The organism is Magnetospirillum aberrantis SpK (assembly GCF_011022235.1).
GTDB classification, from domain to species: Bacteria; Pseudomonadota; Alphaproteobacteria; order Rhodospirillales; family Magnetospirillaceae; genus Magnetospirillum; species Magnetospirillum aberrantis.
Genome location: NZ_JAAIYP010000044.1, coordinates 204203 through 219454, shown reverse-complemented (window position 1 = coordinate 219454; position 15252 = coordinate 204203). Strand labels below are relative to the sequence as shown.

The following is a 15252-nucleotide window of genomic DNA, read 5'->3' as shown; positions in this document are numbered from 1 at the left end:
TCCCCTAGGGGGGGATGAAGGGCGCCGGAGGAGCAATCCTCCGGCGCCTTCTTTTTGATGTCAGTTCAGTCCACGGCCAGGATGACGTGGGACGCCTTGAACAGCGCCACCGCCTCGTCACCGGGGTTAAGGGCCAATTCGTCCGCAGCGTCGCGCGTGACCACCGCGGTGATGCTTTTGCCGTCGCCGATATCCAGGGTGAATTCGGAACTGACCGGCCCGTCTTCACGCCGACTGACCGTCCCCTGGATGCGGTTGCGGGCCGAGATCGCCAGTTTCTGCCCGGCGGGGGCCAACATCACGAATGACGACTTGACCAGGGCCATCACCTCGCGACCGGCGGCAACGCCAAGGTCGCGCACGCTCTCCCCCGTTATCACCGCCGTCAAGGTCGCGCTGGATGACAGGCGCATGATCACCTCGGCGTTGATGGAGCCCGAGCGCACTTCGTCCACCACACAGCGGAAGGCATTGCGGGCGCTGGTCTTCATCCCCAGGCTCCACAACAGGGACAGGGGATCGACGGTGCCGTTTCCGCCCCCCAGGGCCGAAGCGACACGGCCGAGACGGTCCTCCAGCAAACGAAAGGCCGCGATCAAGGCGCGGCCATCTTCGGTCAAGGTGGCGCCGCCACCATGGCGGCCACCGGTCTGGCTGGCGATCGCCGGGCGCGGCAACAGGTTGTTGACCGCATTCAACGCATCCCACGCCCCTTTATAGCTGAGGCCGACCGCCTTGGCGGCCTTGGTGATACTGCCATGCGCGGCAACCGCCTCAAGCAGGTCTATGCGGTCGCGGCCGACCAAGGGCCGCCCCTCGCGCCGCAAAGCCAGCATGGCATCGATCTTTATATCGGACATGGCAACACCCGCATCGTCATATAGTTTTGTTATATGACGATGCGGGTGCCCCTGTCAGCAAGCAAGGACTGTCGAGCTTACTTGGCGATCATGACCTCGGTCGACTTGACGATGGCCGAAACCTCGTCGCCGACCTTGAGATCCAGATCTTCGATGGCATCCACCGACACCAGAGAGGTGATGCTCTGGCCGCCCACGTCGACCTTCACCTTGGCCACGACCTGACCCTTGGTGATTTCCAGAACCTTGCCCTTGAGGGCATTGCGGGCACTGAGCTTCATTGCTGTCTCCATCGTCGAAATGAAAGGGGCGCGGGCCCGTTTACGTCTTGAATAATTAACCCGCGAACACAAACAGTCAATATCACGCCACAACACACAACGCAAACAAACGTTATATAACAATGTACCATACTGAAAATAGCGAACAAGTTAAAAACTTAAATACTTAATACAAAGTACACATCACGCGGAATAACGCCGGCATATGATGAGCATAATCCGATCATATTTTTTTTGATGAATGCGACGCCCCATGCGGTCCGCGTTCTTTTCCACGATACAACCCCAACGGCACAGTTTTTAGCCATGCCGCCAAGGCGGTTGCTTTTTGTGCATTCAGTGATGCCAGAGCCTTGCGTTATGTCGTAAAAATATATAACGCTAAGGGATCGCGCCGCCTTCCAATCACCAGCGGAGTAGTTCGCATGTTGAAGCGTTTTCTCGGAGCCTTTGCCGCTCTCGCTCTCGGCCTGTCGGCCACCGCCGCGCGGGCGGACGAAGTCATCGTCTTCGCCGCGGCCTCGCTGACCAACGCGCTTAACGAAGTCAGCGAATCGTTCACGGCCAAGACCGGCCACACCGTCAAGCCGTCCTACGCCGCCTCTTCCGCGCTGGCCAAGCAGGTCGAACAGGGCAGCCCGGCGGACGTCTTCGCCTCGGCCGACCTCAAGTGGATGGATTACCTGACCAAGGCCAAGCTGATCAATCCCGACACCCGCTTCAATCTGTTGGGCAACACGCTGGTGCTGATCGCGCCGCTGGATACCAAGGTGGAAAAGATCGAACTGGACGCCAAGACCGACATCGCCGCCCTGGCCGGTTCCGAGCGCATCGCCACCGGCAACCCCGACAGCGTGCCGGTCGGCCGCTATTTCAAGCAGGCCATGGAACGCTCGGGCCAGTGGCCAGCGGTTCAGGGCAAGATCGCCGGTACCGAATCGGTGCGCGCGGCGCTGGCCCTGGTCGAACGCGGTGAAGTGCCGTTCGGCGTGGTTTACGGCACCGACGCCGCCATTTCCAAGAAGGTCAAGACGGTCGGCACCTTCCCCGGCTCCATGCACGATCCCATCACCTATCCCTTCGGTCTGATCGCCGGACACGAAACTCCCGCCGCCAAGGCATTCCTGGAATTCGTGCGCACCGACGGCGCCAAGGGCATCTTCGCCAAGTACGGTTTCAAGGTGAACTGACCGGGCGCCCGGCCCCTTCGACCGGGGCCGGGCACCCCCTTCACGGAGGCAGACATGCGCGTCGCCATCGCCACACAGGACATGGCACGGGTCGACGCCCATCTTGGTTGGGCCCGTCATCTGATGGTCTACGACGTCTCGGCCGAAGGCTACCGCCATTTGCGCACCACGTCGTTCCATTCCGGCCTGAACCAGGACGGCGACCACGGCAAGCTTGAGGCCCGTTTCGAGGCCCTGACGGGCTGTTCCCTGGTCTTTGTCGCCGACGTCGGCCCCGATGGCGAACACGGTCTGGCGACGCGACGCATCGCCCCCATGCGCCAGTTCGCCGGCCAGCCCATCGCCCTGGCGCTGGACGCCCTGCGCGACAGCCTGCGCGGCACACCCAGCCGTTGGCTGCGGCGCGAGGAACAGCGCAGCCGTACGGAACCCTGAAAAGAATTTTGGATTTCAGCGCTGACGCAGCGCGGGGCCGTCAAGAACCGGAAGAACGCCGTCCGTCGACAACGGACCAAGGATACCGGCACGGCGTAACGCCGCCATGCGCCGGCTGACCGTTTCCAGGCGCAAGCCCAGGTGGTCGGCAATATCCAGCAGCCGCATGGGCAGAGCCATCTCGGCCGGCTGGTCCAGACGCCGCCACAGCCAGAACAGGAAATCGGAAACCCGCTCGCCGGCGGTCATCCGTCCCAACCGCACCATGTGTTCGAAAGTGTCCGCCATGCGGGCCTGGGCGATGGCGTGCATACGCACCGCCAGTTCCCCATCCTCCTCCAGCGCCGAAAGCGGAATGCGGCAGAAGCTGGAACGCCTGAGCGTGATCGCCGAACAACCATGGCTGTCGTCGGCGGAGAAACCGAAAGTGTCACCGGGAAACAGGAAAGACAGAACCTGACGCCGGCCATCGGGCATGCGGGTGGCCAACATCACCGCGCCTTGGCGCAATCCATAGACCGCGTCCGCCGGCGCGCCCTGACCGAACAGGACCTCTCCGGCCACCAGACGGGCATCCCCGGCCACGGCCCGCAACCGTCCCAGCGAGTGCGGCTCCAGGCAGGCACACAGCCGACCACGGGCCGAAGCGGTCGCATGACAGATGTCGAGCAGAGCCAGCATGGCGTTCCCTCCTGGCGGAAAAGAAAAAAGCCGGGGCCGGCAAGCCGGCCCCGGCTGGCACTTACTTACCGCCGCCCAGCGAGTGGACGTAGACGGTCAGCATCTTGATCGAGGTCTCGTCGAGACGCTCGGACCACGCCGGCATGGAGCCGTGTTGCGGGTTGGTGACCTGATTGATCACCAGTTGCTTCACCTGCTCCTTGCTGCCCTTGAACAACCAGATGTTGTTGTTCAGGGCCGGCGAGCCGACATCCTTCGAGCCCACGCCGCCGTCCTGGTGGCAGACGACGCACTGCTCGGCGAAGATCGCCTCGCCGGGCAGGCCAGCGGTCGAACCCTTGCTCGACAGGGCGACGACATAGTCGGCGACCTGGTTGATCTGCTCGGCGGTCAACAGACCGTCGGCACCGAACTTGGGCATCTCGCTCTGGCGCGAGTTCTCGTTGGTGTTGCGGACGCCGAACGAAATGGTCTGCTTGAGGTCGGCCAACTCGCCGCCCCAGATCCATTCGTCGTCGGCCAGGTTCGGGTAGGCGCCGGGAGCACCGACGCCGCCGGTGCCATGGCACGGCGCGCAATTGTCGTTGAACAGCACCTTGCCACCGGTCATGGCGAAGTTGCGCAGGTCCTTGTCCTTGACCACGTCGTCCACCGAAATGGCGGCGATCTTGGCCTCGAACTTGGAACGAGCCTGCTTCTGCGCCTTGATGTCGCTTTGCAGTTCGTTACGCGAGGAGTAGTTCAACACACCCCGCGTGTAATCGGTGATCCCGGGCCAGGCCGGCATGGCGATCATGTACGCCGCCGACCAGATGACACAGGCCCAGAACACGTACACCCACCATTTCGGCAACGGGGTATTCAACTCCCGGATGCCGTCCCACTCGTGACCGGTCGTGTACTGACCGGACACCGAGTCCTTTTCCATGGAAGCCATCTCAGCGCTCCTTGTCGTCGTCCCTGAACGGGATGTCTCCGTAGGATTCGAACCGGCCCTTGTTTTTGGGCCGGAACGCCCAGAAGACGATCCCGAGGAACAGAACCATCATCCACACCCCCCAGAAGGGGCGCAGAACGTGTTGGACGAAATCGGCGAACACCGCCGCCCCCTTAACGGGCCACCTTCTCCGGCTTCACCGTGGTGAAGTCGACGAAGGTGCCGAGAACCTGGAGGTACGCCACCAGGGCGTCCATCTCGGTTACTTCGGGGTTGTTGTCGAAATCGCCCATCGGCGCCTTCGGATAACGACGGGCGAAATCCGAGCTGGCGGTGGCGTCAACACCGGCCTGTGCGGCCAGGTCGGCCTTGGCGCTCTTGATCTGCTCGTCGGTGTAGGGAACACCCACGCCGCGCAGGGTCTTGAGATGCGCCTCGACGTCGTTGAACACCAGCTTGTGCTTGAGATGGGGGTAACCCGGCATGACGGATTCGGGAACCACGTCACGCGGATTGATCAGGTGACGGACGTGCCAGTCGTTGGTGTACTTGCCACCGACGCGGGCCAGATCCGGGCCAGTACGCTTGGAACCCCACTGGAAGGGGTGGTCGTACTTGGATTCCGCCGCCAGGCTGTAATGGCCGTAACGCTCGACCTCGTCCTTGAAGGGACGAACCATCTGGCTGTGGCACAGATAGCAGCCTTCGCGGACGTAGATGTTGCGCCCGGCCTGCTCCAGCGGGCTGTAGGGACGCACGCCGTCCACCTTCTCGATGGTGCTCTCGATGGTGAACAACGGCACGATCTCGACCAGGCCGCCGGTGATGACGGTCAGCAGGATGCCAACCGCCAACAGGAAGACGTTGGTCTCGAGTTTCTGGTGTTGCTTGAAAACGGACATGGTTCCCCCCTTAGCCACGAGCCGCGGCAGCCATCGGCTGCGCTTCGCCGGCGGCAACGTCGCCCCGGATGGTGCGGATCATGTTGTAGACCATAATCAGCCCACCCAGGACGAACAGCAGACCGCCCACGGCACGGATGATGTAATAGGGGTGCATGGCCTCGACCGTCTCGATGAACGAGTATTGGAGGAAGCCCAGGCTGTCATAGGCGCGCCACATCAGACCCTGCATGATGCCCGAGATCCACATGGCGGTGATGTAGAGCACCACGCCCACGGTGGAGACCCAGAAATGCAGGCCCACCAGCTTGAGCGAATAGAGCTCGCGACGGCCCCACAGCTTGGGGATCAGATAGTAGAACGAACCGAAGGTGACGAAAGCCACCCAGCCCAAGGCGCCCGAGTGCACGTGGCCGACGGTCCAGTCGGTGTAGTGCGACAGCGAGTTCACCGCCTTGATCGACATCATCGGACCTTCGAAGGTCGACATGCCGTAGAACGCCACCGAGGAGACCAGGAAGCGCATCACCGGGTCGGTGCGGAGCTTGTCCCAGGCGCCCGAGAGCGTCATCAGGCCGTTGATCATGCCACCCCAGGACGGCATCCACAGCATCACCGAGAAGGTCATGCCCAGGGTCTGCGCCCAATCCGGCAAGGCGGTGTAGTGCAGGTGGTGCGGACCGGCCCAGATGTACAGGAAGATCAGTGCCCAGAAGTGCACGATCGACAGACGGTAGGAATAGACCGGACGCTCGGCCCGCTTGGGCACGAAATAGTACATCATGGCCAGGAAGCCGGCGGTCAGGAAGAAGCCCACCGCGTTATGGCCGTACCACCACTGGGTCATGGCGTCCTGGACGCCAGCATACAGCGAATAGGACTTCCACCAGGATTCACCGCCGAAGAACACCACCGGCAGCGCCAGGTTGTTGCCCAGGTGCAGCATGGCGATGGTCAGGATGAAGGCCAGATAGAACCAGTTGGCCACATAGATGTGGGGTTCCTTGCGGCGCATGATCGTACCGGCGAAGGCGATCAGGTAGCACACCCAGATCACCGTCAGGTAGATGTCGAGCCACCATTCCAACTCGGCGTACTCACGCCCCTGCGAGCCGCCCAGCACATAGGACGACGCGGCCAGGACGATCAGCGACTGGAAGGTCCAGAAGATGAAGTTGCCGAAACCGGCGCCGCCGAACAGCGACGCGCGGCAGGTGCGCTGGACCACGTAGAACGAGGTGCCGATCAGCGCGTTGCCGCCAAAGGCGAAGATGACGGCGTTGGTGTGAACCGGACGGACACGCCCGAAGGTGGTCCATTCCAGGTCAAGGTTGAGGGCCGGGAAGGCGAGCTGCCAGGCGATGAAATCGCCCGCCAGGAAGCCCACAATCCCCCAAAAGACGGATGCCAGGACGAAATTCTTTACAACGCCGTCATAATACGGCGTCGCGTCCCCCTGGGTCCCGACAGCAGCGGTTGCAGCGGACATGCACGAACTCCTTTTAAGGTGTCGCGCCGACCGCCCGTGACCAGTCTCCCCCGATCCGGACGGCGGCCGTGCTCTCGTTCCAAGGAAGGGAACGAGCGCGCTGCCAGCCTAGGGGGCGAAAGGATTCCACTCATTGCAAAATGTCCATCCACACCTTATGCCGAATTGAGAATTGTCATTTTTCCGAAAGTTTGAGCAACATGGCGCGGCACCTGGACTTCGGTCGCCGCCACTGATAGACACTCGCATCGGGTTTGTGGATTGGAACGATGAAACGCACACAGATCGACGCGGCCTGGAAAGGCACCGCCAATTGCGAAGATTGCGGCATTCGCGACCTAGTGCTGTTCGCCGACCTGGCCGAACCGGATTTCAATCTGATCCATCTGCCCATCGACGAAATCGCCTTTGAACCGGGCGCCACCATCTACAGTTCGGGTGGCGACGGGGCGACGCTCTATACCATCCGCTCGGGTCTGGTGAAGCTGGTGCAGTATCTGCCCGACGGCACCCAGCGTATCGTGCGGCTGTTGCGCCATGGCGCCACCGCCGGGCTCGAAGCGACCTTGGGCCAGCCCTATGAACATACCGCCATCGCGCTCCACCCTACCCAGGTGTGCCGCATTCCCCGTCAGGTGGTCGAACGCCTGTCGCGTGAGACGCCGCGCCTGCATAGCCAGTTGATGCAACGCTGGCATGCGGCGTTGCGTCAGGCCGACGATTGGTTGACCGAATTGTCCACCGGCAAGGCGCCGCAACGTCTGGCACGGCTGATGCTGCAACTGGCGGACGGCGAAGGCCATGTGACCTTGTTCTCGCGCGAGGATGTGGGCTCGATGTTGGGCATCACCACCGAACACGCCAGCCGCACGGTGGCCGAGTTCAAGCGCAACGGCATCATCACCGAATTGTCGGCCAACCGCTATCGTTGCGACCTCGCACAATTGTCCTGCGTCGCCTCGGCCGAGTGCTGAGCCCCCACTGAAAAACAAAAAGCCGCCGGTCCCACTCAAGGGGCCGGCGGCTTCTTTATATGCACCCGCTCAGTGCTCGGGGATGCAGATTTCGTGACGGACCACAGCAAGCAGCGTGCGGGCCACGAGACCACCGACCAACAGCACCAGCAGAACGTAAAGCCCCTGGCCGGCCATGGTGTAGACCGGGTTCTGCACCCGCTCCCCCATGACCAGGGTAGCGATGGTGAAGGCCGCCAGCGGGAAGGAATAGGCCCACCACGACATGGCGAACGGCACCTGGGCGAATTTCGGCAGTTGGGTCAGCAGCAGCAGAAAGAAGAACACCGCCGCGAAATACAGGATGCGGGCGAAGGGATCGACCCCGCCGGTCAGCACCACCCACGAAATGAAGGCGACCGAAGGCGGTGCCAACAGAATGAACAAGGTGGGCACCATCTTGCCCGGCAGCGGCGGATGGAAGATCAGACGGTAGATGACGATGGTCAGCAAGACCACCCAGAACACCAGACCGATGGAAAAGAAGAACCACGACACGTCGGCGGGCGCGAACCGCATGCCGACGATGGGAACCAGCACGTTGCCGACCACCGGAATGAACCAGGCCGGATTGCTGTGCACCACCTCATAGCGGCTGTGGTCGATCCAGGAGCGCATGACCAACAAGGTCAGCACCAGGTGAAGCGCGGTACCCGCGCCCCACAACACGCGGGCAAGGTCGGCGTTGACCGACGAACCGGCGATGCCCAACAGGATCAGACCGATCGAGGACGCGGGAAAAAAGCTGATGCGAACAGGATGGTTCCATTCCGCCCGCACCGCCTCGGGATGCAACACCGCCTTGGCACCGTAAAGCACGGCGATCAGGCAGAACACCGCCAAGGTCACGGCGAACAACACGGTGGCCGCCCCATGCAGCCCCCAAAGCGTCTCGACCTTGTGGGTGGCGATGGTCAGTCCCGACAACCCCATGACGGTGGCGAAGAACGGCACCGGAAAGTTGACGAGACGGGCCGGATTGGTAGGCAGGGCGGTGCTGGCGGTCATGGAAGTCCTATTCAGTTCTTGCGGCGTGTCAACAGGAAGGCAAACAATCCAATGGTAATCACAACCGTGGCAACGAGAAAGCCCAGCGCGATATAGGCGTCAAGATCGAGATGCATGACATTCCCCCTTTTGTCCGCCGCCGCCCGGACGGACCGGCGGCAGGGAAAAAGCTAGCCGGGAGACACGGCTGGCGGCATTGACAATCCGCAATGATCGCGCTTTGCGCGCATGGCTCTCATTGATAATTCGCAATGCCAGCCGTTCGCCATAATTCTAAACTGTTCCTCAGGGCCGTGTTTCGCGGCCTTTTCCCTAATCCGCGATCCTAAGGTGGCCCAGGATGTCACACATGAAGGCTGAACCCGACAAGGCGTCCAAGCCCCATCATCAGGCCTATGCCAGTGCCGGAACCATTCACCCGCGCTCGGTGCGGGGGTTGTTCCGAAACCTCAAATGGTGGGCCATGGGGGTCCTGCTGGCGGTTTGGCACCTGTCGCCGTTCCTGCGCTGGGATCGCGGACCGGGCGCCCCGGACCAGGCCATCCTGATCGACCTGCCGGGTCGCCGCGCCTATTTCTTCTTCATCGAGATCTGGCCGCAAGAGGTCTACTACCTGACCGGCCTGTTGCTGTTCGCGGCCATCGCGCTGTTCTTCATGTCGGCGCTGGCCGGCCGTCTGTGGTGCGGCTTCCTGTGCTGGCAGACGGTCTATACCGACGTGTTCGTGCAGATCGAACGTCTGGTGATCGGTGAACGCAATGCCCGCATCGCGCTGGACAAGCAAAAGTGGGGCGGCGCCAAACTGGCGAAGAAGGTGATCGTGCACGGGCTGTGGCTGGCGGTGTCGGCGGCCTGCGGCATCGGTTTCACCCTTTATTTCGACAACGCCGTCGAACTGCTGCCGCAAATCCTGAGCGGTCAGGCCAGCTTCGCCATTTACGGCGCCATCGCCGTGGTCGGCGGCGGCTGTTACGTCATGGCGGGTCTAGCGCGCGAGCAGGTGTGCATCTACATGTGCCCCTATGCCCGCTTCCAGTCGGCCATGTTCGATGAACACTCGGCCATCATCAGCTACGAGGCATGGCGCGGCGAGAAGCGTGGCCCGGCCAAGGTCGGCGACGACTTCTCCAGCCGCGGCCATTGCGTGGATTGCAACATCTGCGTCCAGAGCTGCCCCACCGGTATCGACATCCGCAACGGCAACCAGTTGGCCTGCATCGGCTGCGGCCTGTGCATCGACGCCTGTAACACGGTCATGGACCGCTATGGCCTGCCGCATGGGCTGATCACCTATGATTCGGTGTCCAACCAGCAAGCCCGCGAACGAGGCGAAAAACATCCCAAGATCAAGCTTCTTCGCGCCCGCACCTTGGTCTACGTGGCGATCCTGTCGGTGATCGGCGGCGTGATGCTGTACGCGCTCGGCACTCGCAAGACCCTTGACGTCAACGTCTTGCACGAACGCAGCCCGCTTTACGTGGAGCTGTCGTCGGGCGACGTCCGCAACGGTTACACCTACAAGGTGCTCAACATGGTGCGCCAGGATCGCGACCTGACGCTGACGGTGTCCGGCATCGACGGTGCCCAGATCGAACTGGTGGGCGAAAACGGCACCGGTCCCACCGCCAAATTGCATGCGTCGGGCGACATGGTCGGCACCTTCCGCGTCTACGTCACCGCGCCGCGTGCTTCGGTCCCCGACGCCAAGACGTCGTTCGACTTCATCCTGACCGACGCCGCAGCCGGCGTGACGGTCCGCAGTTCGACAGTGTTCGCCGCGCCTGGCGAATAGGGGGATCTGTCCCCCTTCCTCCCTCACTCGACCCGCCGGGCAACCGGCGGGTCTTTTTTTATCCCCCTTTCAATAGGCGTAGGCACACTGTTGCAACCGGTCATACCAACGGCGCACACCTTAACCTTATTCCCAGGTGCAAATTGTGCGCCGCACGGCGATCATGGAAACGGATGCAGATGGGGTATGGCTGCATGACCGAAACATTCAAGACCGCCTTTTCCGCTTTGCCCACACCGTGCGCGGTGATCGGCGCCAACGGACAGCTGGATGCCGTGAACGACAGCTTCGCGGCGCTGCTGGGCTGTTCCGTCGGTTCCTTGACCGGTGTCGCCGCCGAGCAATTGCTGGAAGGCTTGCCGAGCGAACTTTCAATCCCTCATCACGGTGTCCTGGTGGACCTCAAGCTGGGCGGCACCTTTTCCGTCCGCATGGGATGTTCGCTGGCGCCGTTACCCGATGGCGGCGCCGTCGTCAGCCTGTGCCCCGCCCCCGAGATGGCCGGCTGGCCCTATCAGTTAATTGTCGAAGCGATCCAGGGCGGCATCACCATCCGCGACGAGGATGGCCGCATCATCGGCAGCAACGCCGCCGCACGCAAGCTTCTGGGCCACGGTTCATCCCCCGAATTCATCGGCAGGGACGGCGAACCCTTGGGCCCGCGCGAGCACCCGGCGTTCATGGCGCTGGACAGCGGCAATCCGGTAGCGGCGGTGATCGGTCTGCGCCAGGACCCCAACCACACCCGCTGGCTTCAGGTCCACAGCGCCCCCATCCGCCATCCTCTGGGCGGACGCGCCGTGGTCTCCAGCTTCTCGGAAATCAACCAACTGGTGGAAACCCAACGCCTGTTGGCCGACAGCGAGCGCCGTTTCCGCGCCATTTTCGAACATACTTTCGAATTTATCGGCCTGCTCGACACCCAAGGCCATCTGATCGAGGCCAACGCCACCGCGCTCGCCTTCATCGGCAAGAAGCTGGACGAGGTGGTCGGCCAGCATTTCGCCGACACCCCGTGGTGGAGCCATTCCGCCACCGAGCGCGCCACCTTGCGCGACGGCATCGAACAGGCGGCCCAGGGCCGTTTCGTACGCTTTGAAACCAGCCATCCCGGAGCGGATGGCAGCGTCGCCACCGTCGACTTCTCGCTCAAGCCGGTCTGCGACGAAACCGGCCAGGTGATCTACATCATCCCGGAAGGCCGCGACATTTCCCACCTGAAGCGGGCGGAAACCGAACTGACCACCGCCAAGCTTCAGGCGGAAGCCGCCAACCGGGCGAAATCCGCTTTCCTGGCCACCATGAGCCACGAATTGCGCACGCCGCTCAACGCGGTCATCGGCTTTTCCGAAACCATCATGGAACAGGTGTTCGGCCCCTTGGCCAACGCCCGCTATGGCGAATACGTGTCGTTGATCCACAGCGCCGGCTGCCATTTGCGCGACATCATCGAAGACGTTCTGGACGTCGCCCGTATCGAGATCGGCGAAATGTCGATCCAGGAAGATGCCATGGACCTGGCCCCGTGCCTGGAAAGCGCCCTGGCCATGATCCGCCCCAAGGCGGCGGAACGCCATGTCCGTCTGGACGTGTCGCTGCCGGCCGATCTGCCCCGGCTGCGCGCCGACGGCTTGCGGCTGCGTCAGATCGTCCTCAACCTGTTGTCGAACGCCGTCAAGTTCACCCCTCCCGGCGGCAGCGTCCGACTGGCGGCCAGAGCCGACGACAGCGGATTGTCCTTCAGCGTCGCCGACACCGGCATCGGCATCCGCCCCGAGGACATGGACGTCATCTGGACACCGTTTTTCCAGGTGGAAGGCGCATTGTCGCGCCAATTCGGCGGCACCGGCCTGGGTTTGCCCATCGTCCGCCATTACGTTGAACGCCACGGCGGCACCATCGTCGTCGACAGCACGCCCGGCCAAGGCAGCACCTTCACCGTCCGTCTTCCGCCCGAACGACTGATCCTGGCCGCCAACGACGCAGAGGGGACCGAGGAAGACGCGAAACGCGGTTGATCCGGGTTTCAGAAAAAGGCCAAGTGTCATGGTTGTGTAAACGGCCTTCCCCTCCTATGCTACGGCACCGGGACGTCATAGGGGGGGATACCTGGATGAACCTGAGCGCTAAGATCAATGTGTTCTTCGTCGCCATCGCGGCGGGACTGATCGTCATTCTGGTCGCCATCAGTCTGTACGCATTCCGCTCTTTTTCCATCGCATCATCGAGCGAACACATCCGCACCGCCGCCGAGATCGTGCGCGTGCACCTGACCGAATCCATGATCAACGGCGTGATCGACAAGCGCGAAAGCTTTCTGAAGCGCCTGATGGAGGTCCAGGGACTGTCCTCGGCCCGCGTGGTGCGTTCGCCTTTGGTGGTCCAGCAATTCGGAACCGGCCTGAGCGAGGAATCGCCCACCGACGACATCGAGGCCCAGGTCCTGCGCGAGGGACGGCCGCAATACGAGATCGTCGAAACCGCCGACGACACCTTGATTCGCGGCACCATTCCGTTCATCGCCACCAATCGCGGCTCACCCAACTGCCTGGAATGTCACAACGTCCAGGAAGGCATGGTGCTGGGCGCGGTGACCATGCAGGTGTCGATCGGCGCCTTGAAGCACAAGGCGATGATGACGGTCGCCGGCATCATCGGCGCGGTCGCCCTGTTCGCCGGCATCACCTTTTTCCTGATCCGCCGTACGGTCCAGCCCATCGCGGTGACCGCCCACAATGTGGAAGACGCCGTCCAGCGCGCCTTGCGCGGCGACTTCAAGGGCAAGGTCGAACAGATGACCGAGGACGAGATCGGCCAGATCGCCGGCGACATGAACCGCCTGCTCGGCTTCCTCGACGATGGTCTGACGCGCATCGGCGACAACGTGGCACGCCTGACCAACAAGACGACGGCTGCCGACGAGAACCAGTTGGACGCCACCATCGCCATGGTCGACGGGCTGACACGGGCCGCCCACTTCAAGCAGGCCATCGAGGAAGACGAGACCAAGGCGGAAATCCACCAGCGTCTGGCCCGCACCCTTGAACAGGAGTTCAAGATCGGCGAATACTCGTTGTACGAGATGGTGCCGAACAAGAACCAGATGGTGCCGTTGTTCGTCGACGGCAACCTGGACGGTTCGTGTCGCTGGTGCGACCCGCAAATCCTGGTCCGCAGCGAAGGCTGCCGGGCGCGCCGCACCGGCCACGTTGTGGACGGCGTCACCAACCCGGCCATCTGCTACGCCTTCCAACCGCCGAACGAGGCGCCGGAACGCAGCCACATCTGCCTGCCGATCATCCAGTCGGGGGCGGTGGCCAACGTGCTGCAACTGGTGGTTCGTCCCGGTGACGAGGCCCGGATTCAGTCGCTGATCCCTTACGTCAGCGTCTACCTGCGCGAGGCCGCGCCGGTGTTGGAAACCAAGCGGCTGATGGAGACGCTCAAGGAATCCAGCCTGCGCGACCCCATGACGGGCCTGAACAACCGCCGTTTCCTGGAAGAATACGTCGAGACCCTGATTGCCAACGTTCAACGCCGCAGCACCCAAGTCGCGGTGCTGATGCTGGATCTCGACTATTTCAAGATGGTCAACGACACCTACGGCCACGACGCCGGCGACGCCGTCATCAAGGCCCTGGCCAAGCTGTTGCGCCAAACAGTGCGTGCTTCGGACTTGGTGATCCGCTTCGGCGGCGAGGAATTCCTGGTGATCCTGGTGGACACGCCTCCCGAGAATGCCGACATGGTGGCGGAGAAAATCCGTGCCTCGGTCGAGCAACTGGAAGTCCAGGCCGGACATGTGGTGCTGAAGAAGACCATCTCCATCGGCATCGCCGACTTCCCGCACGACAGCGACACCTTCTGGCAGGCGGTGAAATTCGCCGACGTCGCCTTGTACCGCGCCAAGGAACAGGGCCGCAACCAGGTGGTGCGCTTCAACACCAGCATGTGGGGCGACGACAAGAAATATTGACCGGCTGACCTGAACTTTCCCAGTGGTCTGTTCCCCTGATTGATCCCGGTCAAAGGTTGATCCCAAATCGCGTTGATCTGAACCGGTCAACGCGATTTGGTATCCGTTCCAAAGGCTGGCGCGGGGCGGTAAAGTCGTTGCGCCAGAACGAACCCGGTTGGGATTGACCACATGAGCCGCAAGACCCCCGCCACCACCGCCATGGACCGGGCGAAAAAACCTTATGAACTGTTGGAATACCAATACGATCCCGACGCATCGTCGATCGGGCTGCATGCCGCGCAATCCATGGGCCTGCCGCCATCCCTGGTGTTCAAGACGCTGATGACCACCGCCGGCGACGAAGCCTTGATCGCGGTGGTGCCGTCGGATCACGAGTTGAACCTGAAGGCCCTGGCCCATGCGGCCGGCAAGAAATCGGTGGCGATGATGAAGATCCCCGACGCCGAGCGGCTGTCGGGGTACAAGGTGGGCGGCGTGTCTCCGCTAGGTCAGAAGAAGCGGCTGCGCACTTTCTTCGATGCCTCGGCCCTGACGTTGCCCTTCATCGTGGTCAACGGCGGTCAGCGTGGCTTGCAGATCAAGGCGACCGCCGCCGACCTGATCGAAGCGACCGGAGCCATGGTGGCGGATATCGCCACGCAATAACCCCGTTGACGGCAAAGCGAAGGAAAGGGCCTAATACGTC

The 15252-nt window shown here is 62.5% G+C and carries 15 protein-coding genes; 7 read left to right on the top strand and 8 right to left on the bottom strand.

Features of this window, described 5'->3' with window-relative positions:
• Positions 1-65: 65 nt before the first annotated feature.
• Both G4223_RS17985 and G4223_RS17980 read right to left on the bottom strand, forming a co-directional pair.
• Positions 66-860, bottom strand: a complete 795-nt coding sequence (locus tag G4223_RS17985) for a TOBE domain-containing protein (RefSeq protein WP_163682568.1) — start codon at positions 858-860, stop codon at positions 66-68.
• Positions 861-937: 77 nt separating this feature from the next.
• Complete coding sequence (locus G4223_RS17980) at positions 938-1141, bottom strand: TOBE domain-containing protein (RefSeq protein WP_163682566.1); 204 nt, start codon at positions 1139-1141, stop codon at positions 938-940.
• A gap of 425 nt (positions 1142-1566) precedes the next feature.
• Here G4223_RS17980 and modA point away from each other — a divergent pair, with 425 nt between their 5' ends.
• Positions 1567-2331: a molybdate ABC transporter substrate-binding protein gene (gene modA, locus G4223_RS17975; RefSeq protein ID WP_163682564.1), complete on the top strand. Its 765-nt coding sequence runs from the start codon at positions 1567-1569 to the stop codon at positions 2329-2331.
• Positions 2332-2385: 54 nt separating this feature from the next.
• Positions 2386-2766, top strand: coding sequence for a NifB/NifX family molybdenum-iron cluster-binding protein (locus G4223_RS17970; protein ID WP_163682562.1), 381 nt, complete (start codon positions 2386-2388; stop codon positions 2764-2766).
• Between the two features lie 15 nt (positions 2767-2781).
• Here G4223_RS17970 and G4223_RS17965 read toward each other — a convergent pair whose 3' ends face one another.
• The 5 genes from G4223_RS17965 to ccoN form a co-directional block, all read right to left on the bottom strand.
• On the bottom strand, positions 2782-3447 hold the full coding sequence (locus G4223_RS17965) for a Crp/Fnr family transcriptional regulator (protein ID WP_163682560.1): 666 nt from the start codon (positions 3445-3447) through the stop codon (positions 2782-2784).
• Between the two features lie 61 nt (positions 3448-3508).
• Complete coding sequence (gene ccoP / locus G4223_RS17960) at positions 3509-4384, bottom strand: cytochrome-c oxidase, cbb3-type subunit III (RefSeq protein WP_163682558.1); 876 nt, start codon at positions 4382-4384, stop codon at positions 3509-3511.
• Between the two features lies 1 nt (position 4385).
• Complete coding sequence (locus G4223_RS17955) at positions 4386-4547, bottom strand: CcoQ/FixQ family Cbb3-type cytochrome c oxidase assembly chaperone (RefSeq protein WP_163682556.1); 162 nt, start codon at positions 4545-4547, stop codon at positions 4386-4388.
• A 10-nt stretch (positions 4548-4557) separates the two neighbouring features.
• A complete protein-coding gene (gene ccoO, locus G4223_RS17950) occupies positions 4558-5286 on the bottom strand; it encodes a cytochrome-c oxidase, cbb3-type subunit II (RefSeq protein WP_163682555.1) in 729 nt (242 codons plus the stop codon).
• A 10-nt stretch (positions 5287-5296) separates the two neighbouring features.
• Positions 5297-6775 carry a cytochrome-c oxidase, cbb3-type subunit I gene (gene ccoN, locus G4223_RS17945; protein WP_163682552.1) on the bottom strand — a complete coding sequence of 493 codons (1479 nt, stop codon included), beginning with the start codon at positions 6773-6775 and terminating at the stop codon, positions 5297-5299.
• 269 nt (positions 6776-7044) lie between these two features.
• Here ccoN and G4223_RS17940 point away from each other — a divergent pair, with 269 nt between their 5' ends.
• Complete coding sequence (locus tag G4223_RS17940) at positions 7045-7749, top strand: Crp/Fnr family transcriptional regulator (RefSeq protein WP_163682550.1); 705 nt, start codon at positions 7045-7047, stop codon at positions 7747-7749.
• Positions 7750-7818: 69 nt separating this feature from the next.
• Here G4223_RS17940 and G4223_RS17935 read toward each other — a convergent pair whose 3' ends face one another.
• Positions 7819-8796 carry an SLAC1 anion channel family protein gene (locus G4223_RS17935; protein WP_163682547.1) on the bottom strand — a complete coding sequence of 326 codons (978 nt, stop codon included), beginning with the start codon at positions 8794-8796 and terminating at the stop codon, positions 7819-7821.
• A gap of 349 nt (positions 8797-9145) precedes the next feature.
• Between G4223_RS17935 and ccoG the strand changes: the two genes are divergently transcribed.
• The 4 genes from ccoG (at position 9146) to ybaK (ending at position 15212) form a co-directional block, all read left to right on the top strand.
• Positions 9146-10588 (top strand): cytochrome c oxidase accessory protein CcoG, encoded by a 1443-nt coding sequence (gene ccoG / locus G4223_RS17930; RefSeq protein ID WP_241004200.1) that lies wholly within the window; start codon positions 9146-9148, stop codon positions 10586-10588.
• A 194-nt stretch (positions 10589-10782) separates the two neighbouring features.
• Complete coding sequence (locus G4223_RS17925) at positions 10783-12606, top strand: PAS domain-containing sensor histidine kinase (protein WP_163682543.1); 1824 nt, start codon at positions 10783-10785, stop codon at positions 12604-12606.
• A gap of 95 nt (positions 12607-12701) precedes the next feature.
• Positions 12702-14564 carry a GGDEF domain-containing protein gene (locus G4223_RS17920; protein WP_163682541.1) on the top strand — a complete coding sequence of 621 codons (1863 nt, stop codon included), beginning with the start codon at positions 12702-12704 and terminating at the stop codon, positions 14562-14564.
• Positions 14565-14735: 171 nt separating this feature from the next.
• Positions 14736-15212, top strand: coding sequence for a Cys-tRNA(Pro) deacylase (gene ybaK, locus G4223_RS17915; RefSeq protein ID WP_163682538.1), 477 nt, complete (start codon positions 14736-14738; stop codon positions 15210-15212).
• Positions 15213-15252 lie beyond the last annotated feature (40 nt).